Annotated in this window: 23 protein-coding genes and 1 pseudogene; 11 read left to right on the forward strand and 13 right to left on the reverse strand. The window is 39.7% G+C overall.

What is annotated here, in order from left to right:
• Nucleotides 1-14: 14 nt before the first annotated feature.
• A complete protein-coding gene (locus ACZ5WS_RS17715; RefSeq protein ID WP_464711606.1) occupies nucleotides 15-881 on the reverse strand; it encodes a LysR family transcriptional regulator in 867 nt (288 codons plus the stop codon).
• A 104-nt stretch (nucleotides 882-985) separates the two neighbouring features.
• Between ACZ5WS_RS17715 and ACZ5WS_RS17720 the strand changes: the two genes are divergently transcribed.
• Together ACZ5WS_RS17720 and ACZ5WS_RS17725 are read left to right on the forward strand one after the other, a co-directional pair.
• Nucleotides 986-1,486: a lactoylglutathione lyase family protein gene (locus tag ACZ5WS_RS17720; protein WP_008130525.1), complete on the forward strand. Its 501-nt coding sequence runs from the start codon at nucleotides 986-988 to the stop codon at nucleotides 1,484-1,486.
• Between the two features lie 158 nt (nucleotides 1,487-1,644).
• Entirely contained in the window at nucleotides 1,645-2,088 is a 444-nt protein-coding gene (locus ACZ5WS_RS17725; RefSeq protein WP_090495266.1) for a GNAT family N-acetyltransferase, read from the forward strand.
• 38 nt (nucleotides 2,089-2,126) lie between these two features.
• Here ACZ5WS_RS17725 and ACZ5WS_RS17730 read toward each other — a convergent pair whose 3' ends face one another.
• The gene (locus tag ACZ5WS_RS17730) at nucleotides 2,127-2,546 is read right to left on the reverse strand and encodes a hypothetical protein (RefSeq protein WP_010388755.1); all 420 of its coding nucleotides are present in this window, start codon (nucleotides 2,544-2,546) and stop codon (nucleotides 2,127-2,129) included.
• 153 nt (nucleotides 2,547-2,699) lie between these two features.
• On the opposite strand from ACZ5WS_RS17730, the gene ACZ5WS_RS17735 reads away from it, so the two are divergent.
• A complete protein-coding gene (locus ACZ5WS_RS17735) occupies nucleotides 2,700-3,632 on the forward strand; it encodes a ChaN family lipoprotein (protein ID WP_418609171.1) in 933 nt (310 codons plus the stop codon).
• 42 nt (nucleotides 3,633-3,674) lie between these two features.
• On the opposite strand, the pseudogene ACZ5WS_RS17740 reads toward ACZ5WS_RS17735, so the two are convergent.
• From ACZ5WS_RS17740 to ACZ5WS_RS17765, 6 genes and pseudogenes are all read right to left on the reverse strand, one after another.
• Nucleotides 3,675-4,015, reverse strand: a pseudogene (locus ACZ5WS_RS17740) (hypothetical protein); the annotation flags it as partial.
• Between the two features lie 197 nt (nucleotides 4,016-4,212).
• The gene (locus ACZ5WS_RS17745; protein WP_464711609.1) at nucleotides 4,213-4,386 is read right to left on the reverse strand and encodes a hypothetical protein; all 174 of its coding nucleotides are present in this window, start codon (nucleotides 4,384-4,386) and stop codon (nucleotides 4,213-4,215) included.
• Complete coding sequence (locus ACZ5WS_RS17750) at nucleotides 4,383-5,126, reverse strand: HugZ family pyridoxamine 5'-phosphate oxidase (protein ID WP_090495265.1); 744 nt, start codon at nucleotides 5,124-5,126, stop codon at nucleotides 4,383-4,385. Before ACZ5WS_RS17750 ends, ACZ5WS_RS17745 begins: the two co-directional genes overlap by 4 nt.
• Nucleotides 5,123-5,911, reverse strand: coding sequence for a heme ABC transporter ATP-binding protein (locus tag ACZ5WS_RS17755; RefSeq protein ID WP_010388751.1), 789 nt, complete (start codon nucleotides 5,909-5,911; stop codon nucleotides 5,123-5,125). Before ACZ5WS_RS17755 ends, ACZ5WS_RS17750 begins: the two co-directional genes overlap by 4 nt.
• Nucleotides 5,908-6,960: a FecCD family ABC transporter permease gene (locus ACZ5WS_RS17760; RefSeq protein ID WP_010388750.1), complete on the reverse strand. Its 1,053-nt coding sequence runs from the start codon at nucleotides 6,958-6,960 to the stop codon at nucleotides 5,908-5,910. The genes ACZ5WS_RS17755 and ACZ5WS_RS17760 overlap by 4 nt, the downstream gene beginning before the upstream one ends.
• Nucleotides 6,957-7,766, reverse strand: coding sequence for a heme/hemin ABC transporter substrate-binding protein (locus ACZ5WS_RS17765; protein ID WP_464711612.1), 810 nt, complete (start codon nucleotides 7,764-7,766; stop codon nucleotides 6,957-6,959). Before ACZ5WS_RS17765 ends, ACZ5WS_RS17760 begins: the two co-directional genes overlap by 4 nt.
• 137 nt (nucleotides 7,767-7,903) lie before the next feature.
• On the opposite strand from ACZ5WS_RS17765, the gene ACZ5WS_RS17770 reads away from it, so the two are divergent.
• Entirely contained in the window at nucleotides 7,904-9,985 is a 2,082-nt protein-coding gene (locus ACZ5WS_RS17770) for a TonB-dependent hemoglobin/transferrin/lactoferrin family receptor (RefSeq protein WP_464711614.1), read from the forward strand.
• Between the two features lie 205 nt (nucleotides 9,986-10,190).
• On the opposite strand, the gene ACZ5WS_RS17775 is transcribed toward ACZ5WS_RS17770, so the two are convergent.
• A complete protein-coding gene (locus ACZ5WS_RS17775) occupies nucleotides 10,191-12,266 on the reverse strand; it encodes a TonB-dependent siderophore receptor (RefSeq protein ID WP_464711616.1) in 2,076 nt (691 codons plus the stop codon).
• 162 nt (nucleotides 12,267-12,428) lie between these two features.
• On the opposite strand from ACZ5WS_RS17775, the gene ACZ5WS_RS17780 reads away from it, so the two are divergent.
• The 6 genes from ACZ5WS_RS17780 (at nucleotide 12,429) to ACZ5WS_RS17805 (ending at nucleotide 17,424) form a co-directional block, all read left to right on the forward strand.
• Nucleotides 12,429-13,055, forward strand: a complete 627-nt coding sequence (locus tag ACZ5WS_RS17780; protein WP_010388742.1) for a fused MFS/spermidine synthase — start codon at nucleotides 12,429-12,431, stop codon at nucleotides 13,053-13,055.
• Complete coding sequence (locus tag ACZ5WS_RS17785) at nucleotides 13,042-13,938, forward strand: spermidine synthase (RefSeq protein ID WP_036955522.1); 897 nt, start codon at nucleotides 13,042-13,044, stop codon at nucleotides 13,936-13,938. Before ACZ5WS_RS17780 ends, ACZ5WS_RS17785 begins: the two co-directional genes overlap by 14 nt.
• 77 nt (nucleotides 13,939-14,015) lie before the next feature.
• On the forward strand, nucleotides 14,016-14,729 hold the full coding sequence (locus ACZ5WS_RS17790) for a type 1 glutamine amidotransferase (protein WP_464711619.1): 714 nt from the start codon (nucleotides 14,016-14,018) through the stop codon (nucleotides 14,727-14,729).
• A 90-nt stretch (nucleotides 14,730-14,819) separates the two neighbouring features.
• Nucleotides 14,820-15,296 carry a MarR family winged helix-turn-helix transcriptional regulator gene (locus ACZ5WS_RS17795; protein ID WP_076922550.1) on the forward strand — a complete coding sequence of 159 codons (477 nt, stop codon included), beginning with the start codon at nucleotides 14,820-14,822 and terminating at the stop codon, nucleotides 15,294-15,296.
• A gap of 2 nt (nucleotides 15,297-15,298) precedes the next feature.
• On the forward strand, nucleotides 15,299-16,363 hold the full coding sequence (locus tag ACZ5WS_RS17800) for an HlyD family secretion protein (RefSeq protein ID WP_464711621.1): 1,065 nt from the start codon (nucleotides 15,299-15,301) through the stop codon (nucleotides 16,361-16,363).
• A gap of 11 nt (nucleotides 16,364-16,374) precedes the next feature.
• A complete protein-coding gene (locus ACZ5WS_RS17805; RefSeq protein WP_464711622.1) occupies nucleotides 16,375-17,424 on the forward strand; it encodes a DUF2955 domain-containing protein in 1,050 nt (349 codons plus the stop codon).
• A gap of 58 nt (nucleotides 17,425-17,482) precedes the next feature.
• Here ACZ5WS_RS17805 and arfB read toward each other — a convergent pair whose 3' ends face one another.
• On the reverse strand, nucleotides 17,483-17,896 hold the full coding sequence (arfB, locus tag ACZ5WS_RS17810; protein ID WP_010388730.1) for an alternative ribosome rescue aminoacyl-tRNA hydrolase ArfB: 414 nt from the start codon (nucleotides 17,894-17,896) through the stop codon (nucleotides 17,483-17,485).
• A gap of 176 nt (nucleotides 17,897-18,072) precedes the next feature.
• Here arfB and ACZ5WS_RS17815 point away from each other — a divergent pair, with 176 nt between their 5' ends.
• A complete protein-coding gene (locus tag ACZ5WS_RS17815; protein ID WP_464711624.1) occupies nucleotides 18,073-18,402 on the forward strand; it encodes a hypothetical protein in 330 nt (109 codons plus the stop codon).
• On the opposite strand, the gene ACZ5WS_RS17820 is transcribed toward ACZ5WS_RS17815, so the two are convergent.
• The 3 genes from ACZ5WS_RS17820 to ACZ5WS_RS17830 form a co-directional block, all read right to left on the reverse strand.
• Entirely contained in the window at nucleotides 18,389-21,607 is a 3,219-nt protein-coding gene (locus ACZ5WS_RS17820; protein ID WP_464711626.1) for an SPOR domain-containing protein, read from the reverse strand. The two genes, ACZ5WS_RS17815 and ACZ5WS_RS17820, sit on opposite strands and share 14 nt — an antisense overlap.
• A gap of 2 nt (nucleotides 21,608-21,609) precedes the next feature.
• Entirely contained in the window at nucleotides 21,610-22,377 is a 768-nt protein-coding gene (locus ACZ5WS_RS17825; protein ID WP_249363162.1) for a fimbrial biogenesis chaperone, read from the reverse strand.
• 130 nt (nucleotides 22,378-22,507) lie between these two features.
• The gene (locus tag ACZ5WS_RS17830) at nucleotides 22,508-23,017 is read right to left on the reverse strand and encodes a hypothetical protein (RefSeq protein ID WP_138606437.1); all 510 of its coding nucleotides are present in this window, start codon (nucleotides 23,015-23,017) and stop codon (nucleotides 22,508-22,510) included.
• Between the last annotated feature and the right edge of the window lie 510 nt (nucleotides 23,018-23,527).

Raw genomic sequence — 23,527 nt, forward strand, 5'->3', positions numbered from 1 at the left:
CTGATTTGGGTGCCCTAGCCTGCTTTTATTGCGTCAATAACGCTATGCATACGCTTTGCTAACGGCCTATTTCGGTGATGGCACACATAAATATTTTCGCTAATTGGTTTGGTTAAATGATGCGTTTTGATAAGCGCAGGTTTATTAAAAGCACTTACTGCGTGTGCGGGTAAAACCGTAAAACCCAGCCCTAAACTTACCGGCTCCAGTATTAAACTTATTTGGTTAGAAAACCCCGTTTGCTTAATTTGATCAACATGTTCAAATTCACTGTAGTTTTCGCTAAGTAAAAGCTGCGCATGATGTTTTGCATCGGGGTGGCCAATAAAGCCAAGCTCACATAAAACCTCCCACGTTGGGTTTTCTATATGTGCGGGCGTTACTAATAATAGGGATTCTTTACCAATTTTGTGGCTGGTAACTTCACTAAGGGTAGGCGCTTGAGTTAAAAAGCCAATATCGGCACTATGATTGGCCACCGCTTGTTCAACATTGGTATTTGGAGCAAAGCGGTAATCTATAATTAGCTTCTTGTGCTCTACTTGCAGTGCTAATAGTTGATTGTAAAACTTTAGCCCGCAACTGCCTGGCGACTGTATTTTTACTAAACCGCTGTAAGATGAATCATCTTTTAATTGCTGCTCTAAAAACTGCCATTCTTTTAATAATAAGCTGCCTTGCTGATACAAGTTTTGCCCATGTACGGTAAGCGTAAATTGTTTACCGTGGCGCTCAAGCAAGGCGCAATCTACTTGCTGCTCTAACTTTTTTATATGTTGGCTTACGCCTGACTGGGTCATATAAAGGCGCTCGGCGGTTTGGGTAAAGTGATTTACCTCAACTAAAGTACAAAACGTGTTTAACCATGTCGGGTTTATCATTACAAAATATACTCAAAATGATGATTAATGATAATTTTACTTAATGTTGGTCAGTTCGTAAACTCACTCCATCAACTAAACATAGTTAAGTAGGAGTATTTATTATGAGTCATACATATCCACGTAGTTTTTCGCACATTGGTATTTCAGTTCCCGATGTTGAAAAAGCCGTAGAGTTTTACACTAAGGTGATGGGCTGGTACACCATAATGGAGCCTACCGTGATCACTGAAGACAACAGCCCAATTGGCGAAATGTGTACCGATGTATTTGGTCCAAATTGGGAAAAATTCAAAATAGCGCATCTTTCAACAGGCGACCGAATTGGTGTAGAAATTTTTGAATTTAAAGACCAAGAAAACCCTAAAGACAACTTTGAATACTGGAAAACCGGTATCTTCCACTTCTGTGTACAAGACCCAGATGTAGAAGGCTTAGCGGATCGTATTGTTGCTGCAGGTGGTAAAAAACGTATGCCAGAGCCACGTTACTATTACCCTGGCGAAAAGCCGTACCGCATGATCTACATGGAAGACCCGTTTGGTAACATCCTTGAGATTTACAGCCACAGCTACGAGCTTATTTACAGCGCAGGCGCATACTAAAAGCACATAGCTTAAAGTATTTAGTAAAAACAAAGGCCGCAGTATTTATTACTGCGGCTTTTTGTGCCTAAAAAGAATACATTGCCTAGATATGTTAGTGCTGATAACGTGATAAAACAAAACTACTTATAACTCCATGTTTGAAATTAAGGACAATAATGAACATTTCATTGGAAGATGTCACCTCTGCTAATTACGAAGAGGTATGCGATTTAGACGTTACAAAAGCGCAACAAGAATACGTAGCGTGTAATATGTGGTCGTTAGTTGAGTCTCATTATAATGTTGGGTATACCTGTAAAGCTATTTACCAAAATAATGAGCCTGTAGGCTTTTTTATGTGGGTACAAGAAACCCTTACAAAAGTTTCTATTTGGCGTTTTATGGTAGATGAACATCATCAAAATAAAGGTATTGGCCGCCAAGCATTATTAATGGCAATTGCAGAGATTAAAACGACTTCTAAGCTTGAACAAATCGAGATTTGTTATAACCCGCAAAACCCTGTAGCTAAGGATTTTTATTCTAGTTTTGGGTTTGAAGAAGTTGGCCTAGATGAAGACGAAGAAGATATGTTAGCCATTATTAATATAAAAAGTTAACCCAATTTTGTTTAGCGCGTTGCTTATTGCCATAAAAATTAGTGCTTAGTAAGGTGTGGAGGATGTTGCAGTGCTAATTTTTTTAGCTGTGTAATGCATGAAAGCGCTAAGTCATGATATTCATCATCGCTATACAATATCTCGTTTAGCAGATTAATAGATTGTATGAGTGCATTGTGCGCAGCACTTTGTTCGTCTAAAAAGTGAAGTGTGGAATAAAGGCGCTCTGTAAGTGAGGTAATTTGTATGATTTGCTGTTTATTCGCACAGTTATACATTTGAGCTAATAAGGACGCACTTTCAAGTGCACACCCCAAATACGGCAATGCTTGTGCAAATTGGTATCGTTTAAACAGCGCTTCGCCACTTAGCTGCGCATTTTGAATATCTATAATTGCTTGTTCTGGTTGACATAAAACATGTTGTTTGTGTCGAGCACATAAAAAAGGTAATGCCATGGTACGTTCCATATCTGTTTATTTTTTAAGACTGTAAAACAGAAATCCCAAAACATCAAATGATAATTGTTTTTATTTGCATTTGTAGGTTTAATGCAGTTTGTTGTGTATACTAACTTCATTGTTTTGATTCTTATTTTTATAAAAACCGATATGAAAAACCCATTTTTAGCACTTGTTTTACTCAGTGGATTATCAGGCTGCAGTATAAACACAGTATCAGTATCTCAAAGTTCATCCTTGTATAATTACGGGCTTTATAATGCAAATGGCCAGCGAGTTAATTCAATATTGTCAGAATCCACGCTTTTGAATGCCGATATTGTTTTAGTCGGTGAATGGCATACACACCCCGGTGTGCACTTATTTCAGGCTGAGCTGTTTCAGCAATTAAGCACGCAAAATAAGCCTATTGCTCTATCGCTTGAGCAATTTAGCCGCGCTGATCAGCAAACACTAAACCTTTACCTTGAGAGTAAAATTGGCGAACAATACTTAATTGATAACACTAAGGCTTGGCCTAATTATAAGAGCGATTATCGTGCGTTAGTGGAATTGGCGAAGATACAAAATAGCGATGTGATAGCTGCAAATGCGCCTAAACATATTGTTACCTGTATTGGTCGCCAAGGTATTAATTATATTAATAAGCTTGACGCACAACAGCGTAGTTTTATTGCAAAAGAGATAGATATTTCTCCAAGCCTTTATAAAGAACGCTTTATGCAATCCATGCATCATGGAACGGCGAGTAAAAACGAAAAACTTTACGCCGCGCAAGTTACTTGGGATGAAACCATGGCTGAGTCTATCGTTAACCATATTAGTGAAAATAAGGGCACACAGGTTATACATTTAGCCGGTGACTTTCATGTGAGAAATGGTGAAGGCATAGCGCGGGTAATTAAGCGAATTGCCCCAGAGCTCAATGTTGTATGGGTTTCGCCAGTATCAAAAGTACAACCTGAGCAAAATGGTTATCAATTAGAAGTTAACGCTTTGCCTGCTCGTTATGTGCAAAAAGCACATCAACAAGCGGCATTCAAAGCTTTAGTCAAGCGAGGGGAGAAAACACAGTGCCAATAATAGGTTGGCACTGTGTTTGTGTAATACACTTTTTAATATTTACTTAAGCGTAAATGTGCCTTTCATCATGGCGTAATGGCCAGGAAAAGAACAAAAGAAAGTGTAATCGGTTCCGGCGGTTAAGCCGCTGGTTTTAAAAGTAACTTCGGTTGTTTTGCCGCCGCCAATAATGTCTGTAGCACCAATCACGCGACTATCATTAGGCTTTATGTAGTGGTTGCTAAGCCCTGCTGCGTTGCCATCTGTGATAATACCTTGCATGTTTTAATCGTAGATAGCACCCAGTTATGACCCATTACATTGGCAGGTAATTTACCGGTGTGGCAAGGGCGTGTTGATCTTTGATGGTTGAATTTGCAGCAGTGTGTTTGGTTTTTAGGCAAGACAGAGCCTATGAAGTGTGGTTATTCCACATAAATAGGCGATAACGCAGCATAAATACCAAACATGCGCTGCCCTTCGGGTTCTGCCTAGGGGCGATAAACTCATTGTTGCTCGATTTTTACTTAGCCCACTAGGTTACAAATCTCGCGCCGCGATTTAATCGCCCCTAGATTGAACAAATTACAATCCGCAAAGTTCAACACGCCCTAAGTTTAACGGTCACTTGCTTACAGCTTTTAGGGGCGCTTAGTGTTTTAGTTGAAAACTGCATCATATCGTTTGCATCTATATTTAGTGTGCATTCGTCTGCATATGCAGCATTGGCACTCAGTAGCAGTGTAGTGCTGAGTGAGGCTATTAATTTTTTCATACTGTCTCCGCTAGTTGGTTTGAGCTGTTTCGAGCTTGATTTGTTAAGGCTACAAGTGCTTTTCGCACGGCTAATGGGCTATCGCACTCGTTCGCAAAATTAATAAAGTAATTACGCTTGTGGCTTTGTATATAAAAGCCTGTGGGTAGTAGGCCGCTCATTATTGGGGTGTTATCGGCTACGTTATAGTGCTGCATTAATATCAGCGACATAGCATCTTGATGATCTTCATTCATATGAGTGATCATGCTTTGCTGCTGGCTTTCATCCCACTTTTTAGGCTGAGCTTGCCACTCGTTTTGCTCAAGCCAAAATATTTTTCCAAAACCGCCAATATAACGCACCCGTACTACATCTAATTGCCAAAGCTGAAAATCATGCGCATTGCGATAGCTTGCAGCCTCAGGGTACAAAGCTATATATTTATCAAGTAGCACTTCGCTTTGCTCTTTTGCCACAATAGAGCCATCACCTACGAGTGTTACTCGCCCATGTTCGTTTTGATCGCCATAATCGGCGGCATCAAAAATAGTTAGACTCATGCGTGAGTCCTGTTTTAAATTTTTGGTATGCTGAGCTATGTCACTAATAAAAAAGTAGATGCGGCCTTGTTCGTCACACATATAAGGTGTAACAGAGCCAAACGGATAGCCGCGTAAATTATTTGAAATGGTCGACATTACGCCGGCATGGGTTTTAAAAACGAGCGTACGTGCGTCGTTTAATGCTTGCTCTCTCATGAAAACTCCTGACGTTGAGAAAAAACCATGGGCGCATCGTTATAAGGATGAGGGTTAACGTGCAATTTCATGGCGTACATTTGTTGTAAGTTTTGTGCTGTTAAAACGGTATTTATAGACCCGCTTTGCAGCACTTTTTGGTTGTGTAATAAAATAGCGTTGGTTGCATAAAGGCTTGCTAAATTAAGATCGTGTATAGCAATAATGGCGCTGTTTCCTTGCTCTACAAAGGTTCTAACACAGCTAAGTAAAGTATGTTGATGACGCATATCTAGCGCTGATGTTGGCTCATCGAGCAACATTAATTTAGGCCCCGTTTGCGCAGTAAAAGCATCTAACTGGGCTAATGTGCGCGCCATATGAACTCGCTGTTGTTCGCCGCCCGAAAGCGCACTCATTCGACGTGTTAGGTAATGGGTTAAATCCATAAGTGAGGCATATTTTTGAACTTTATTGGCTTGTGTTTTAAGAGACTCTGTATAGGGATAGCGGCCCATAGCAATGAGTTCAAATACACTAAAATCAAAGCCAACATGGTTACTTTGCATCATTACAGCGCGCTTGCTAGCTAATTGCTCTTTAGAAAATGAATGCAAAGGTTTGGTATTAAATAGTATATCTCCCTCAAAGGGATGCATGCCTGCCAAAGTATGCAGTAAGGTCGATTTACCTGCGCCATTTTCGCCTATCAGTGCGACAAGTTGTCCTGCTTGGATATTGCCGCTAATACCCTCTAAAACACGATGGGTGTTAAAGCCTATATTGAGGTTGTTAAACGTGATCATGACCAATCTCGCTTATTTTTAATGATCAAATATATAAATAGTGGAGCGCCAAGTAACGCCGTTATAATGCCAATTGGCAGCTCCGCAGGCATAACAACCAAGCGTGCCAACCAATCTGAAAGTAGCAACACAATCACACCTAAAAGCATACAAAGTGGCAGCATATTCCGTAAGTGTGGCCCAACCATGAGGCGTGCGATGTGAGGAACAACTAAACCAACAAAGCCAATTAAACCTGTTAGCGCAACTACCGCACCTACGCCCAATGCAACTAATATAATGACGTATAATTTAAGCTTGCTGGTATCGACACCTAAGTATTGAGCTTGTGATTCACCAATAAGAAGTAGATTCATTGGCTCTTTTAATCGCCATAGCCCGATAAGGCTCAGTAAAAGCAAAGGACTCGCTTGTTTTATATTATCCCAACTCGCACCGCCTAATGAGCCCATGGTCCAATAGTTAATTAACCGCAGTGCGCTGTCATCAGCATAAAAACTTAATAACCCAATAACAGCAAATGCCAATGCATTAATAGCGACACCGACTAATATAAGCGTATTTATATTAATTTGTTTTTGTTGTTTTGAGACTAAATATACCAGCGACGTTACTGATAATGCGCCCAAAAATGAGGCATAAGGTAAGTAGTGTTGAGCGTTAAAATTAAACTGTGCACTAAGCGCAATAAAAGCCACCGCAACCATTGCAGCGCCTGCGCTTATACCAATAATAGAGGGATCGGCAAGCGGGTTACGGCACAGCGCTTGAGTTGCAGCCCCTGTTTGCGCAAGTACTAAACCCACCATCACTGCAAGAACAAAACGAGGCAGGCGTATTTGTGTAACCACATTGATTTGTAGCGCATCAAATTGACTAAAATGTTCAGGAGCTAGCCATGCAATAGCTAAACGCCAATCCCATCCTGCGGCTCCATAGCCTATGCTAAGTAATGTTAAAGCAAAAATGCAGCCATAACTTAATAGCATCCACTTATGCGGATTACTCAGTGTTATGGCGTTAAAACGATTCAAAGTTAACGTGCTCATAAGCGTGTTTTATACTCATGCAATGCTTGAATCGCAGTTGCAATACGCGGCGACATGCCCAGTGAAAGTAAGCTGTCCATGACCAGTAACTGACACTCTTGCGCTGCTTTTAATAAACGAAGTGTAGGCTGTTTACAAAAGGCTTGTTTCCCACCAAGGCTTTGCACAACATGCGCTGGCGCCACTAAAAAATCGGGCTGACTTACTGCCAGTACTTCACTGTTAATTGCTTTAAAGCCTGTATGCGTAGCAGCTATATTGGTAATGCCCGCATAATTAAACAGCAAGTTGGGCACCGTTTCTTGTCCTGCTGCGACGAGCCCACGCTCATTAGCTGAAAGTAAAAACAAAGCGTTATGAGTCTGTGTTTTTGCTTTAGTAGGTAACGATTTTTTTATTTTAGTAATTAGGTTTTGAGCTTTTAGGTTTGCATCTAAATCACTACCAAGGTGCTTAATTAGCGCAAGTAGTTCATTTACAGAAGTCGGTTTTTTATAGTGAATAACCTTCACTCCGGTCGCTTCTATTTGCTTGAGCGCCTGCTCCCTTCCCGCACCTTCAAGTGCAAGTAACGTAGTTGGGCGCATTGAAAGCACTCCCTCAGCGGCTAGGTCTCGATAGTAACCTACCTGTGGCAACAGTGTTGCTTGTTGCGGATACATACTTGATTGGTCAACCGCGACTAAACTATTTTGTTTTTCTAGTGCGTAGATTATTTCAGTTAATGTGCCGCCAGCACTGATCACACGCTCTTTCGCGAGTGCTGATTGAGTGGCTAAAGCCAGAAAAAAAATTAGGTACTTCATAACAAACTCCGATTTTATTTTTTAGTATTATAACCACTTTAATCTAAATGAAAATGATTATCATAATCAATTGATCTTATTTTGGGTTAGTTGTACCATTTAAAAGTAAATAATAAATATTATCATTTGGAGTGGAGATGAATCCCTTTTCTTTTAAATTTACAGCATTAGCCTCTTTGTTAATTAGCTCTGGTAGCGCATTGGCCGAAAATGTTATTGACGATCATATTGTGGTTAGTGGCTCTCGTTTTGAACAAAAGCTTGAAGATGTGACTGGCTCAGTAACGGTTATTACCGAACAAGATATTGAGCGTCAGCTCGCTGTAGATTTACAAACTATGTTTAAATACGATCCAAGTATCTCAAGTACTGGCAGTGGCGCAGGCGCGCAAACATTAACTGTACGGGGTGTTGGTGGCAACAGAGTTGTTTTTATTAAAGATGGAAGACGCACAAACGATGGCTACGCTGGCGGCGGCGGTTATTTAGTGGGTCGAAACTACTTTGATGTTGCGGGTGTTAAACAAGTTGAAGTTGCAAAAGGGGCGGCATCATCGCTATACGGTTCTGATGCACTAGGGGGAATTGTAGTAATAACAACTAAAGACCCGAGTGATTATTTAGTGGATCAACAAAGCTTAGTAAAAGTAGCGTTAGGTTATCAAGGCCAAAGCAATCAGGTTGCTGCTGATATTACAGCAGCAAAAGATTTAGGTGACTTTGCTATTAGCGCTGTTTATAGCCATCGCGATAGTGAAGAAGTACAAAACTACGTTGAAGATTTACCAGGTTACGATGCCCGCTCTGATGCTTTACTGCTTAAAGTTGAGCAAAAACTTGATAAAAAGCGGACCCTTAAATATACCTTAGATTACTTTAATCAAACAACAGAGCAAGTAATCACTCCATCCATTCAAGAAACCGAAGACGAAGATACAAATATCTCATTTGCACTCGATTATGATTCAGATATGGCAACAGCTATATTTGATAAATGGTATGGGCAACTATCTTATAGTCGATACGAGCAACAAAGTGACCAAATAAGCGCAGCTAGAAATTACATCGATTATAATGACTACGGGTTTGAGCAAGATATTTTAGGCTTAAAAGCGGTATTTAGTAAGGAAGTTAAAGGAGAAAATACCGAGCATGAATTTGTCTATGGAGTAGATATTGATTTATATGATACTACTCGACCACGCTTAAAAACCCGTGTATTAAATGATGGTACTGTTGATTTTACGAATGAAAAACAAAAAGCATTTCCTGGCGCCGATACTTCTTTAGTTGGTGTATATATGCAAGACAGTATTAAATTTAACGAGACTGATTGGTCGTTAGTTGCGGGTATTCGTTACGATTATTATGCACTTGAAGCCAAAAAAGATGCGTTATACGCTGACACCGAGCTTAACGATATTACCGAATCTGCGTTTTCACCAAAGCTGGGTGTGATTTATCAGGTAGACGATAATTTATCTTGGTATGGGCAATATGTTCGAGGCTTTAAAATACCGCCACACGACCAAGCCTATCAAAGCCATGGTGTTGAGCCATTTTATCAAATATTACCAAACGCAGATTTAGACCCTGAAAGCAGTGACTCATTCGAGATCGGATTAAGATACGCAAGTAGCGATATTAGTGTAAATCTAAGTACTTTTTATGCTGCCTATGATGACTTTATCGAAACAACCATTGCGGGTGTTGAGCCAACTTATATTCCTAATGTAAATAAAACATTTTACCAATACCAAAATATTAGCGAAACCCAGATCAGCGGTGTAGAAGCTGGTATTGCTATGTATGTCACCGACGATATTTTATTAGAAGCCAATGTTGCTTACGTAGATGGTGAAAACAAAGACTCTGATCAGCCACTTACTAGTATTAGCCCGTTAAATGGTTCTATATTAGTAAGCACTGAGTTTGGCAATGTTAATTGGACCGCTGCTTGGCGTTTAGCTAAGGCGCAGTCTGATGTAGTACTTGATACTAATGGTAATAAAACAACACAAGGTAACGGTTATGGTGTTGTTGATTTATATGCAAATTATCAGTGGAAAGCATGGCAAATGAATGTAGGTTTACTTAACCTACTCGATAAAGAGTACGTACCGTTTGAACTTATTGCTGGTCAATCCAAAGGTACTGATTTTAGCCAATATAGCCAACCAGGACGTAATGTTTCGGCTCGGATAAGCTATCAGTTTTAATTAAAAACAAAAGCCGTATATAAACTATACGGCTTTTTTAATTGCCTTCATATCAATTGAAGAATAACTGTAAAGGGGGTTAACAGCTGCTATGCATTATACAAAACAATAAAAAAAGCGCCTTAACCACTACATTAAGACGCTTTGGATGAAAAGCCAAATAACCAAAGTCGGGTTGAAATAGCTAATCGGGACTATGAAATTGTTAGAATTGATATGCCAATGACATCTTAAATTGAGTAGGCGCACCGGGGTAAACCCATAATGCGTTGTAGCTACTTTGAGCATATTCTTCATCAAAAATATTGTTAACACTGATATTTAACTTGGTGCGCTCGGTTAAGTTTACCTGCCCAAAAATACCAACTAGTTGATAGCTCGGTAAGTTAAATGTTAAATCGGCGGCATCGCCTAATCGCTCACTGGTGTACTGATAACTGGCACCTAGTTCTAGCTCTTTGCCAAGAACGACCGTTTGATGGTTAAGCGTTAGATTTAAGTTATTTTTAGGCACATTGACTAATGGGCTGCCTTTTTTGATTGGCACGCCCCAATCAGCATTTATTATGTCGTTTGCCGTACTGGCATCTATATAAGCGTAAGATAAATTAAACTTTGTATCATCAGTAATATAAGTACTTAAATCAAGTTCAACACCTTTACTATTTGCTTTACCAATAGGCGCTGAAAAACCTACGTTTACAGGGTCGGCTACTAACATATTACTTTTAGTGGCATCAAATAATGCTAGGGTTCCCGTTATGCCTTGGTAGCTAAATTTAGCGCCTACTTCAAATGAGTCACTGTATTCAAAGCCAAATGGGTCGCCATTTGCATCTGTGCCACTTAATGGTAAAAAGCCTTCTGAGTAGCTGCTGTATAAGGTTACAGCGTTGTTTAGTTCATATACTAAGCCTACTCGTGGACTTACCTGGCTTTGTGAACTGCTTGAAAGCACACCACTTTTGGTTTCTAAAATGTCTTGATCTACGCTATCGAATCTAAGGCCAACTAATAGCTTAATTTTATCAGTCAGATCCATTTGATCTTGAACGTATATACCATAAGCATCTTGTTGTTCGTTGTTTTCGTAGAGTAAACCTACTTCAGGACGAGCAACGTTATAATTCGGCTGATAAATATCAACTGTGTAAGTGCCATTACCGCCGCGATAACGATAAAGTCCAGTTCGTAAGTCGTATTTGTATGCGTCGGCTCCTATTAATAAGTGATGGGTAATGCCTGCGGTATCAAAATGCCCACTTAGCTCAAATTTAAGGCTGGTATCATCAACTTCATAATCGCGGTAGCGCTGTTGGCGGGTAAGTGTGCGGCCATCATCGAATAATGATTGGCGCGAGGGTGCAAGTTCAGCATCAGACGAAAACCCAGTTAGTTTAGAGCTACGGTAGTTTGCGCCTACAACGAGTGACCATTCATTGTTTATATCATGATTTAAAGTTACTTGGTGACCACGAGAATATACTTGCGTGTCACCATCGTTTGGATTGCCTAAATAGCGTGAGCTAGGAACAGTATTAAAATTATCATTAAGTACAACAACCCCACGGTCAAATAGCTGGGCTAAATCAACGTATTCAAATTCATAAGTGATACTGGTTGAAGCGTTTATTTGATGATAAATAGATGGCGTAACCACCTTTTTATGGGTGTACACCTCATCGCGGTAGCTGTCGCTATCTTGCCATGCGCCATTTATTCTAAATGCTGTGTTATCGTTAATGCCGTTTGTATAGTCACCTTCAACGCGATTAAAATTATCACTACCTAAGCTAAGTTTTAGCTCACCCTGTTGCTCAAATTGAGGTTTTTTGGTTACGATATTTACTGTACCGCCGGGTTCTGAGCGCCCGTATAGTGCAGAACCTGGACCTTTTAATACTTCAATGTACTCAATGTTTGATACATCACGAGGGCCGCTGAATCCGCGTCCACCGCTAAAACCATTAATTAAGTAACCCGATGGCATGTTTTCGTTACCCGATAATCCACGAATCGAAAAGCTATCCCATAATGCGCCACTGTTATTTTTACGTGAAATACTGGCAGAAAAATCCAGCGCATCTTGTAATTGAGTTATTCCTTTTTGATCAAGTACCGCGTTATCGAGGGTTTCGATTGATTGTGGCATTTGCTTTTGAGGAATATCGCCTCTGTAAGCTTGTTTATATGTAACCGCAATTTTCTCTATTGGTTGGCTTTGGGCAATGCTTTGTGCGCTTGCACTTAAGCAGGCTAAGTAAATTAATGAGTACTTCATAAAATGCTTTTTGGTAACGTTATATTATAACCAAAACTATAGCATGTGTTACTTTATAACAAAATGTTTTTTTGCGCTCTATGTGTGCGTCTAGTTTTTATACTAGCGGCTATACAGCTATCACGTTAAGATGGATGAAAATAACACAATAAGAATAATATAATGTTAACAAAAACAAATGCATTAATTTACTTTTTAGCCTTTAGCAGTGGCTTTAGTATTATGGGAATAGAGCTGTTAGGTGGGCGCATTTTAGCGCCTTACTTTGGCAGTAGCGTACATATCTGGGGCAGTATTATTACGGTATTTATGCTTAGCTTATCATTCGGGTATTTACTGGGAGGGAAGCTGTCTATTCGTCATCCTTCGTTGACCAAATATGGGTTAATCTTTTTAGTTGCCAGTATTATGGTGGTGCCCATTGCTTTGTTTGCTGAGCCAATTATGGCATTTATTTTTTCGCATATTGAAGACAGCCGCTACGGCTCGTTACTCGCCTCAACCGCGTTATTTTTTATACCCACCATTATTTTAGGCATGATCTCGCCCTACTCTGTACGTTTGCTGGTTACCAATAGTGAGCGCAGCGGCCAAGTGGCTGGCGGCCTTTATTTTGTAAGTACCTTAGGCAGTGCGTTGGGCACCATTATTACCTCTTTTTATATGGTACTGGCGTTTGATGTTAACACCATTATTTTAGGTTTTGCTGGTGTGTTAGGCACGCTTGGGCTAATTGCTATTAGCTTTGATAAACTTAAGGTGCGAGAGGCCGTTTATGCACAAGCTTAAATTATTGTTTATTAGTATAATGGCGCTGCTATTTTCAGCTCATAGTATGAGTAATGTTGTGCATAAAGAGCGCTCTTTATATCGAAATTTACTCGTTGAAGAAACTGGCGATTTACGCTGTTTAAAGTTTGATGAAAAAACCCGACAAAGCAGCCAAAGTTGCATGTACATTAGCGACCCTAAAAAACTGGTATTTAATTATACTAAGCTGGCTTTTTCTAGTTTATTACTGATTGATAACCCTAAAAATGTACTCATTATTGGTTTAGGTGGCGGTACGCTTTCTAATATGATTCATGAGCTATACCCAAAGGCACACATTGAAAATGTTGAAATAGATCCTTCGGTAATTAAAGTGGCGCGCGATTATTTTAACTTTATAGAAACCGATAACGTAACTACTAAAGTGCAAGATGGGCGTATTTTTATTAAACGTGCGGCGCTTAAAAGCCAGCAATTTGATTGGATTATTTTAGATGCGTTTAATGGCGATTACATTCCTGAGCACCTACTCACAAAAGAGTTTTTTGAAGAAATAAAAAGCGTATTAGCTGAAGGCGGAATTGTTGCTGCTAACACGTTTTCATCAAGTAAACTTTATGAACATGAGTCGGCAACTTATCATGCGGTATTTGGCGATTTTATTAATGTAACAGCCAATAATAATAGTAACCGTATTATTTTAGCCGGTTATAACAAAACCCCTACAGAGCAACAAATAGCACAGCGGGTTAAGCAACTAGCTCCGTTACTTGCCCCTTATGATGTTGATATAGAGGCAATTAGCCAACGTATGTTTTTCACTAAAGATGGAAAGGACTGGCCAAGTGATACTAAGGTGCTGACTGATCAATACTCTCCAGCTAATTTACTTAACTTTTAGCGGCTGATATCACATGGTCACTTATATCCGGTGACCCTAGGGTATTATTAAAAAGATAATATTTTAAGGAAACGGCAATGCACATTCACTTTATTATTCATGAACATTTTGAAGCGCCAGGCGCTTATGAAGCTTGGGCTAAAATGAATGGCCATACGTTGTCTTATACCCGTATTTATTTAGCTGAACCCTTACCTCAGCATACCGATGATATCGATTTTTTAATCGTAATGGGTGGGCCACAATCGCCCGCTACATCGCTTGCAGAATGCCCTTATTTTGATAGCAAAAAAGAACAAGCCTTTATTGCCAGTGCGATCACGGCAAACAAAGTGGTGTTGGGCGTTTGTTTGGGGTCGCAATTAATTGGTGAAGCGTTAGGCGCGACTTATCAACCTAGTCCAGAAAAGGAAATTGGTAAGTTTGCTATTACCCTCACCGATGCAGGCTTGAATCATCCGTTATTTAGCCATTTTGGCAGTGAGCTTAATGTGGGGCATTGGCATAACGATATGCCTGGGCTGACTGCTACGGCCAGTATTATTGCCTATAGCGAAGGTTGTCCAAGGCAAATAGTCGCTTATAGCGATTTAGTATTTGGTTTTCAATGCCACATGGAATTGACCACCGAGGTGGTTACCCTCCTCATTGCCAACGATGATTTAACTAATGCCCATAATTACCGCTTTGTTGAACAGCCCGAAAAGCTCTTAAGTCACGACTATAACGAAATGAACAATAAGCTTTATACTTTCTTAGATAAGCTTGCCGTACACTATTTATCTAAATAATACTTATTTACGTGAAGTTAAAATGCCAATTATTTACTTAGCCTGCTAACTAATGCTAAAATTTGCTGATATTCACAAGTAAGAGTTCCTATGAGTAGCACTATTCCTTTTCATGAAACACTCGATTTAACTTTATGCGGCAATATGGGTCGAGTGCACCGCTTATGTCGAGAAGCGGTGACACTGGCGGTTGAACCCTTAGGTTTAACTCAGTCGCGCTGGACGGCGATGATTCACTTACATCATTTACCTTTAGGGGCAACACAGCAAGCGTTGGCGACCAGTTTAGGTATTGAAATGCCCTCATTAACGCGCACCATTAAGCAATTAGAGCTGCAGAATCTAGTTATTCGGCAAGTTGATGAACACGATAAACGCAGTAAAAAATTGTACTTTACCGATGAGGGTATAAAGTTATTAGAACACTTAAAAGAGCTCACAAGCGATATTAAACAGCGTTTATATGCCGGTTTAAGCACGGAGCAGCTTGACGGTATGGCGCACAGTTTAGTGCAAATGGAAGAAAACGCGCGGCGTTGTATTGCAAGCTTATCTGGAGATAAATAAGTATGACACCCGATCAAAAATTTGCCCGCTACGTTAAAGTATCGCTCGTTGGTTTTATTGTTGTATTTTTCTATTATATTGTTGCCGATGTATGGCTACCGGTTACGCCACAAGCACGGGTTTACCATCCGGTTGTGCAAATATCGCCGCAAATAAACGGCCGTGTTACCGATGTATTGGTTAGTAATAACCAAACGGTTAAAGCGGGTGATGTATTATTTGAAATAGACAAAAACACTTACCAACTAGCACTTGAGCAAGCGCAGCTCGCGCTTGATGATGCCAAACTGCAAAATAAACGACTTGATACCAACGTAAAAGCGCTGGAGGCACAAATAAGTGCAGCTAACGCTAAATTGCATGAGCAGCAGCTATTAAAAAAGCGTGGCGAAACACTCTACAAACAAAACTCTATTTCGGAGCAAGAGCTTGAAAGCATTCGTGCAAATTTTGCAGCAAGCCAATCTAATTTAGCTGCCTTTGAAGCACAGTTGGCAGAAGCTGTTTTAGCGCGTGGCGATTCAGGGCAAGATAACTTAGCACTGCGCCATGCAGCAAACCAGTTAGCACAAGCTGAGCTTAATTTATCTTATACGCAAGTGCGGGCTTTAAGTGATGGCGTTGTAGCTAATTTACAGTTACTTGAGGGCTCCTATGCGGTTGCGGGTAAGCCATTACTCGCGGTTGTAGCAAAAAAAGCAGATTTGGTAGCCGATTTTCGTGAAAAGTCACTATTAAACATGCAGCCAGGCAGTTTAGCAAAAGTGGTATTTGATAGCCGACCTGGTGAAGTATTCGACGCAAAAATTGAAATATTTGAAGCGGGTGTCAGTGACGGACAACTTAGTGCGAATGGATTGCTTAGCACCACCGAAACCAGCAATCGATGGGTTCGGGATGCGCAGCGTCAGCGTATTCATTTAGTACTGCCAAATAATACTCAGCTTATAAATAATATGCCCAGTGGTGCGCGTGCCACTGTGCAGTTACTTCCACAGTCGGTTGTAGGTCAATGGTTGGGATCAGTACAGATCCGCTTTATTAGTTGGTTACATTACATTTATTAGTGGGGCAAGTAATGACACAACATGTTAGCCAAGCGCCACAACTCGATTCAAATGGTTTACGCCAAGCGCTACGGATTGCTGGCGGCTGCACTATTGGTTTTACTTTGTGCAAGTTAATGAATTGGCCAAATGGAATATTTTTTACAGTTTACCCTATGTTATTGCTCGGTTTAGTGCCAAGCATTAACAAAGGCGTGATACGTCAATTTGTTGCCAGTGCTGCCTACAGTGCGTTTATAGTGCTTATTTTACAGGGCTTATTTTCACACTTGCCGGTGTTAATAACGCTCATTATTTTTGCTAGTTTTTGCGTGTTATTTTACTTAATGAGCTCTGGTGGTGCGTTTTTATTTGGTGCGTTAGGTGCGGTGAGTTTATCGATTCAGTTACATTTTGCCAGCCATGTTGATCAAGCTAGTAGCATTTACCCGCTTATTTTAAGTAATGGTGTGGCTATTTTTATTACTATTATTATTGCGCTCTTAATGCATGGCTTGTTTCCTGATGTGACAGCGCGACCCATGCGCGCTGTACCGCACAAGGATAAAGAAAGTATTCGTCATGAGGTGTTGTTATGTGCCACGGTTGCGACTTTGTCGTTTGTGGTTTTTCAGGTGCTTGATTTGCAAGATTCAATTTCGGCGCAAGCGGCATCTATTTTAATTTTATTTTCGTTGTGTTTTAAGGCTGCGGGCACCGCAAGTTGGCAACGTATTATTGGTACACTGATAGGCTGTAATGCTGCTTTAGTTGCGCAGTTGTTTTTGTATAACCATACCGACGTTTTGCTTTTTCCGGTGGCTATATTATGGATTTTATCTTTTATATTCAGTCGTTTTCATATTTTAGGTGGTGGTCCACCGGGGGTTGGGTTTGGGGTATTGACCACTTTTGGGATTTTATTTGGTCAGTCGTTAGGCCCTGGGCAAGATTTAATATACAGCGCCATGTATCGATTTAGCTCGGTGGCTGTTGCAGTAACAGTAAGCTTAAGCGCAGTATATGTAGTGCATCGAATCCTAAACCGATTTAGCGTCACCCGCCATCATACTTATGATTAAATTAAAGGCTGCATTCGCAGCCTTTTTTATGTGCTTAACCAGAGTCAGGTTACTTAAGTTACAGCTTAATATTACCGCGGAGAGCTTTGGTTTGGCCGTGTTTGGTTTTTTTATCCATACGTTTACGCTGTGAGTTACGGCTAGGTTTGGTAGCACGACGTGCCTTATTAACCTTAGTGGCGCTTAAAATTAGATCTTTTAGTCGTTTAAGCGCATCTTCCCTGTTGAGCTCTTGAGTGCGGTGGCTCTGGGCTTTAATTATCAATACCCCTTCTTTGGTGATCCTTGAATCTTTTAAAGCAAGTAATCGTTCTTTATAAAACTCGGGCAATTTAGAGCGGTTTATATCAAAGCGTAAGTGTATAGCACTGGCTACCTTATTAACATTTTGTCCGCCAGCGCCTTGCGAGCGAATAGCGCTTAGCTCTACTTCCCATTCATCAATGGTTACGCTGTTTGAAATAGTTAACATAGTGCCCCGCTCTTTTTGCAAAAAAATGTATTATAACATCAGTACATTGACTTGTGGTGATTCAACTAATTAGATAGGCGGCCATTGCTATTTTCAATCTAATAATTGCTAAATAAACACATAAAAATGAATTTATTCTACACTTACTATATTGTTTTTTAATTCGCTTTAATTATATGAAACAAATATCTATTTTAATGTTTTTGGTATGTATGCTCGCTATTTCGTATGCTGTTTATGCTAAATCATCACAAACGTTTAGTGCTGGTGTAATTGCACAAGAACAAGTTTATCCAATTAAAGTGTTACCTTTGGGTAATTTTCAACGCTGTTTTGTTGTTGCTGCGCAAAAAGAAGATGCTCTGTATTCTGCGTGTTATATTAAAAAGAGCGCGCAATCGATTTGGGTTGCCGAATCCGCGGGAGCGCGTTGTGAAATAAAATGTGAGTCGCATTTAAACAGTGATGGCAAAACACAGGTGCAGTACTTTACTACTGATTTATAGCAAAAATGCTGTGCCAAGGTTTCTTTATCGCGGTGGTGAGCCCTTTTATTTGTTTAACCACTTGCTTATCACACGCTGTTTGCTTTGCATTATGCGGCCCTGACAGCATCAAATAATGGGCTTCACCTTTTATTGCTTGCTTTGCTACGAACAGTGATGGATTTTCCCTTAGCAGTTTTTTATTAACTGATTTTTCAGAGGTATATGCTACGTACTGGCAAAAGTAAGTCTCAGTTTTTTGGGTTTGCATATCGCCCCACTCCCCTATTTTTCGCCACTGTGGTGAGGCATATCGCCTTACATCAACCATAAAGCTGCCATGAAGCGCCGGTATTGAATAAACATCATTAATGGTTTGCTGTGCTTTAGCTGCATTATTATATGGGCCTGCAACGAGGTAATAGCTATCACGGTTTTCATGTTTATATAACTGCAAAGCATAGGCTGCTTTATCAATTTTATTCGCCACAATAAGTGCCGATTGAAACTTTTTGAATACGCCTAATTGCACAAAATAAGGCGTGTTTTGGTTTGCTTTAGCTGCTGTTGTTGGTTGCTTATTTAAGATATTAGCGTTATTTGTGTATACAATGATGTCTTGCAGTATTATGGTATCGCCGCTTTTTTCAGTGATGACCCGCTCAGGAAGGTTCTTTATGGTTATGTTTTCTGATAGCTGCTCATTTTTTTCTATTTCGAGAATATAATTTCCTTGAGAAACATTAGGAAAATAATAATAACCATCATATTCAGTGACCGTTGAATAATGTTTTTCGCCGCCCTTTTCTTTAAGTACAACCGTCAGTCCTGCGATAGGTTTACTCTTTTCATTGCTCGATAGATAAATAGTCCCCTCAACCTCGTTGTAGACCACTAAAGGAATATTTACTTTGGTTTGTCCGCCTCTATGAGCTAATGTTTTAATTTTCCCTAAAGAGGGCTGCAAGTAAGGATTAGACAACGAGCGTAAATTAACATCTAAAACCTGGCCACCGTAACTGCTTGGCAGCAAGACCTTTCCGTCATTATTGGTGTATTTATCTCGCCATAGATAGTTGCCAGTAAAATTAACGTCTTGAATTGGCTCATCGCCTTGGTCAAAGATTTCATTTTCATTCCAGTCTATGAACGAACTAACTTCTATTTGCCCGGAATTTAATGAGCGAGGAGTGTCAAAGTTAAAGTCTGCTTCTAAATGATCAAAACTAAATGTGCCATTTAAACCTAAAGAAAAGCGCCAATCACCTTGATTATCGACTTGCCCTGATACTTGTATATTAAATATCTCATGGCGGTATGTATATTGATGATTTAAAAGTGTACTTGCCGCAGAGTTAGACTGATAAGTCAGCTGGGTTTGATTAAAAGTGCTTTGTGTTTGTGGCCAGCGCAAACTACTTCTCAAACGAGTGAGTTCTGCGCCATTATTAGCCTGCCAATCTAAGGTGTTGGTCCATTTCCAAGAGGCAATATCTATTGAAGAATAAAGCCGGTTTATTAGGTTATTTGTATCGTCATCATAAAATAGTTGGCTTGACCATGTTCCTCCGACATAACTTTTATTGATGCCTAATGAGAATCGATTTTTAGTGTTAGTATTTTTACGTACTTCATTGTTCCACTTCATATTCCAGTTAAGGGAGTTAAAAAAATCAGTGCGGCCATTGAGGCTCAGTGAAAGCCTATTTTTGAGTGAGTTCTCTTGTGCTACAAATAAAGCGCTAGAAAAGTTATTAAGGGCACTGTATTCAACATTAACATTGATATCGTTATAAAGTTTATTAGAAAGTAGGCCTCTAAAACCGGCAAAATAAGCATAGCCAGCATCGAGTTGTTTTGTGGCTAAAAAACGGTAACTGCCGTGTTCTGTAAGTGTGTTTAGCCCAGATGATAGGTAGCTGCTGTTATTTTGTTCGGTTTGCAAATAAGTAATTTGAGCGTCATATGTAATAAACTCACTAATGCCATAAGAGAGATTACTTTTAAAGGCATTACTCATCGCCGTTGAGGAGTTACTTGATTGATTAAAAACGCTTTTATCTGTTTCTAAAAACTCCACCTGATAGCTTATTTTTCCGGGCGATAGTGCGTCTTGCCCTATTGTATACTTTTGAGTGCGTGTAACTTGCTCGCCCTGTGAGCCAAAAAGTTTAATTTCAAAGATATTGTTGCCGTAAAAAGTTTCAACATCGGTAAATCGAACCAAATTTTCGTCGTTAGCTTGAGTAGTGGCAATAAACTGGCCATTTCGGTGCAGCTCTGCTTGCCAGCCCGGTAGTGCCGGTTCTTCAATGGTGATGGTTGAAAAGTTTTGTGCCGAATGCGGGTTAGCATTTGAAATATAAAATCCCCGGCCTTGGTTTGAGCTAGTAATAAGCTGATCTGATTGAGATTGAATATCTCCCAATTGATAGTGAATGCGTGCCAGTGAGTGATCTTGTTCACTTAAGTTAAAGTCTTTAGTTATTTTTAAAAAGGTATTAGCGGTGTTTTCGTTTTTGTTGAATCGTAGTTCAGCTCGATGATGAAATAAGTCAAAGTAGCTATTAAGCCTGAGTAGCCCCTTATAGCGATTATTGGACGATTTATAGTTTGCTGATAGCGAATATTCAGACACTGGATAGGTTAGCGTTTGGTATTGGTCGTCTATAAAGTGGTCGTATTGCAGTGCTTTGGACTTAATTTGTTTTGTAATACCACTCGTTAATTGGTTGTTATTATAAGTAAGCAAGTTACTAGAAAATGAAACCTGCATCAGTGAGTAATCAAAGCGCGAGTCGGTATTTAAAAGTGTATTTATGACGGATAAATCAACATAGTGGTCGTAGTCATCGACAGCCCACAATGAAACATTTTCTGAGGGCGCTAAAGTTGAGGAAAGCTCAGCATTGAGAACCAGCTCACTTGCGTCAACTTTAGCAGCCAGTGTATTTTGTGACACATTTAAGCTAATTCCCATAGTCGATTTCAGGGCGCTTATGGGCAATAGCAATTTATTTGATTTTGAATAGTAAGCTTCTAAATCAGAGACAACTGAGCGCCCATTTACCCTGACATTTATAATCACAAAAGACTCCTCATCAATAGGCCATTGATAAAGAGTCGGTAACTGCTTTGCGATGATTGCTTTGGGTGCAATTAACAGTAATGTACAAAGTAACAAGCGAGCCGTTATACCGTAGTATAAGGCATTAATGTGTAGCATTTTTATTTGATATTAATGGGAATCGCTAACTCTATTTTACCGCCATAAAGTTCGTTTTCTTTGTAATTGAGTGTCAAAGGTCCTGTCACAGGAGCTTGTAAAGTGATGTATACCTTGCGACGAGATAGAGGGGTATAAACGGCCACATTGGCTATTTCACCAACCATTACATTATTCTCATCAACTAATTCAAAGTTTCCATACACAGAGCGATTCCCTGTGAGTGTTTGCCAAAATGTTAGAGTCGGGCGCCCATTTTGAGTAATTAATTGCGGGTTTATTAATTCTGAGTCAGCCTCTAATTGGCCATGACGAACGATAACAGGCACGCTGTAAGCAACCTTAGGCCTAATGCTTATTCCATCAGCGTCAGGGTTTTGTGATTCAGAGGCTATAATTTTAAGCACCGCTCTGTATTCGCCAACAGCAAGCTCGGCTTTTTTGCGAACGGTCATTCTGATAGCTTGCATCCCTTTGGGTGCAATAGTGCCGCGACGTGGTGAAAACCGTAGCATGTTTTTGGCAGAGCGCCCTTCAACTTGTTGTGGAGTAACATCTATAAGCGCTCCTTCTTCGGTCATATCTTTATGGGTAACAACAAGTTTAAAATCGAGATTTTTATTAGAGGTATTGCGGATAAGTAGTGAATTATTTTTAGTACGCCCATCAAAGTATAAACGGTATTCAGACAACGCAAGGTTGGCATTACAAATTTCAGGTAGTAAAAGAGTTAGGCAAAGGGTAGCCCAACAAAAAAGTTTAAGAATCATGGGACAACTCAACAACATGATAATAAAAAGTGGAGCGCGATGCTCCACACATTTTTATTTTTAATGCGCAATTACGCAAAAAAAAATAAACTGAGGCTAACTTAGTAAGTTAGCCTCAGCTTTCATAGTCTTATTGGAAAGACACATCTACAGTATAATCTACAGTGTAAGCAGCGCCCGCTGTCAGTGTAGAATCAACCGTCATATCACCATATACACTAACAGTAATATCTGTTGCACTTGCATCAGTAGTGAAAGCAGACGCAACATTGTCAGCAGTTGTTACACTGGTTGTGCCATCTGTAGCCGTTGTTACTGGAGCAAAAGTTAAGTTAGTGCCTGTGCTTCCAGATACAGTAATATTCATTGCTGAATTTGGCGCTAAACCAGATACAGTAATTCCACCTAATTGAATGTTTGCATCTGACGCATCACAGTCACCCGATACAACGCCTGCATTATCCATCGTACAGGTTGAGCTTGTAGATAAACGAATTTTACCAAAGTGAAGTGCGCTATCCTCTGCAAAAGTAGGCTCAGTCCAACCATTTACACTTGCTTGAAATGTTTGGTTAGATGCAAGTAAAGAAGTTGATGAGATTGCTAGTAAAGCGGAAGCTGCAAAGATTTTTTTATTCATAGTTTTTCCATTTTTAAAAATTATTATTTTTTTACTTCCATGCAAGTTAGTTTAGAGGAGAACCTCAATCCATTGTTTCGGATTTAAACACAGTTGTTATCAAAAAGGAATTTTTTGTTAACGCTGTTGCTGTTTTTAGGGTGTTTATGATACAAAATCATTAATTTTAATCAGGAAAATGCAACGAGAAAAATAACACAGATACTAATTTTATTTTAACGCTTGTGGGACTTAGTTTTAGGTTTGGCCAGAGTGGTTCAACTGATGCTGAGCCTATAATGATGTTTATCAATCATTATTTATTTTCCTAGAACTATTATGTAAGGCAGTACTAACGCTTTTTGCCTTAAGCTCTATGCTTAAACGGTAAAAAATCTGCTGCAAGAAGTATGTGAAATGCTCATTAATTGAGCATAAATTACTCATTGTATTTCATCGTCGTATGCATGATTAAAGTCATTACAATTTAAACTCATATATTTAAGATCAGATTTTTACTAACTTACCGCT

The organism is Pseudoalteromonas sp. 11L1, assembly GCF_055397545.1.

Bases quoted from the DNA above. Each gene is read 5' to 3' on its own strand.
- ACZ5WS_RS17730 (WP_010388755.1), bottom strand. From the start codon at position 2,546: ATGGCATTACCTTTTTTATGTGCTCGACACAAACAACATGTTTTATGT.
- ACZ5WS_RS17795 (WP_076922550.1), top strand. From the start codon at position 14,820: ATGAGTAGCACTATTCCTTTTCATGAAACACTCGATTTAACTTTATGC.
- arfB (WP_010388730.1), bottom strand. From the start codon at position 17,896: ATGTTAACTATTTCAAACAGCGTAACCATTGATGAATGGGAAGTAGAG.
- ACZ5WS_RS17755 (WP_010388751.1), bottom strand. From the start codon at position 5,911: ATGATCACGTTTAACAACCTCAATATAGGCTTTAACACCCATCGTGTT.
- ACZ5WS_RS17790 (WP_464711619.1), top strand. From the start codon at position 14,016: ATGCACATTCACTTTATTATTCATGAACATTTTGAAGCGCCAGGCGCT.
- ACZ5WS_RS17780 (WP_010388742.1), top strand. From the start codon at position 12,429: ATGTTAACAAAAACAAATGCATTAATTTACTTTTTAGCCTTTAGCAGT.
- ACZ5WS_RS17775 (WP_464711616.1), bottom strand. From the start codon at position 12,266: ATGAAGTACTCATTAATTTACTTAGCCTGCTTAAGTGCAAGCGCACAA.
- ACZ5WS_RS17750 (WP_090495265.1), bottom strand. From the start codon at position 5,126: ATGAGAGAGCAAGCATTAAACGACGCACGTACGCTCGTTTTTAAAACC.
- ACZ5WS_RS17760 (WP_010388750.1), bottom strand. From the start codon at position 6,960: ATGAGCACGTTAACTTTGAATCGTTTTAACGCCATAACACTGAGTAAT.
- ACZ5WS_RS17825 (WP_249363162.1), bottom strand. From the start codon at position 22,377: ATGATTCTTAAACTTTTTTGTTGGGCTACCCTTTGCCTAACTCTTTTA.
- ACZ5WS_RS17715 (WP_464711606.1), bottom strand. From the start codon at position 881: ATGATAAACCCGACATGGTTAAACACGTTTTGTACTTTAGTTGAGGTA.
- ACZ5WS_RS17735 (WP_418609171.1), top strand. From the start codon at position 2,700: ATGAAAAACCCATTTTTAGCACTTGTTTTACTCAGTGGATTATCAGGC.
- ACZ5WS_RS17815 (WP_464711624.1), top strand. From the start codon at position 18,073: ATGAAACAAATATCTATTTTAATGTTTTTGGTATGTATGCTCGCTATT.
- ACZ5WS_RS17805 (WP_464711622.1), top strand. From the start codon at position 16,375: ATGACACAACATGTTAGCCAAGCGCCACAACTCGATTCAAATGGTTTA.
- ACZ5WS_RS17785 (WP_036955522.1), top strand. From the start codon at position 13,042: ATGCACAAGCTTAAATTATTGTTTATTAGTATAATGGCGCTGCTATTT.
- ACZ5WS_RS17800 (WP_464711621.1), top strand. From the start codon at position 15,299: ATGACACCCGATCAAAAATTTGCCCGCTACGTTAAAGTATCGCTCGTT.
- ACZ5WS_RS17830 (WP_138606437.1), bottom strand. From the start codon at position 23,017: ATGAATAAAAAAATCTTTGCAGCTTCCGCTTTACTAGCAATCTCATCA.
- ACZ5WS_RS17745 (WP_464711609.1), bottom strand. From the start codon at position 4,386: ATGAAAAAATTAATAGCCTCACTCAGCACTACACTGCTACTGAGTGCC.
- ACZ5WS_RS17765 (WP_464711612.1), bottom strand. From the start codon at position 7,766: ATGAAGTACCTAATTTTTTTTCTGGCTTTAGCCACTCAATCAGCACTC.
- ACZ5WS_RS17770 (WP_464711614.1), top strand. From the start codon at position 7,904: ATGAATCCCTTTTCTTTTAAATTTACAGCATTAGCCTCTTTGTTAATT.
- ACZ5WS_RS17820 (WP_464711626.1), bottom strand. From the start codon at position 21,607: ATGCTACACATTAATGCCTTATACTACGGTATAACGGCTCGCTTGTTA.
- ACZ5WS_RS17720 (WP_008130525.1), top strand. From the start codon at position 986: ATGAGTCATACATATCCACGTAGTTTTTCGCACATTGGTATTTCAGTT.
- ACZ5WS_RS17725 (WP_090495266.1), top strand. From the start codon at position 1,645: ATGAACATTTCATTGGAAGATGTCACCTCTGCTAATTACGAAGAGGTA.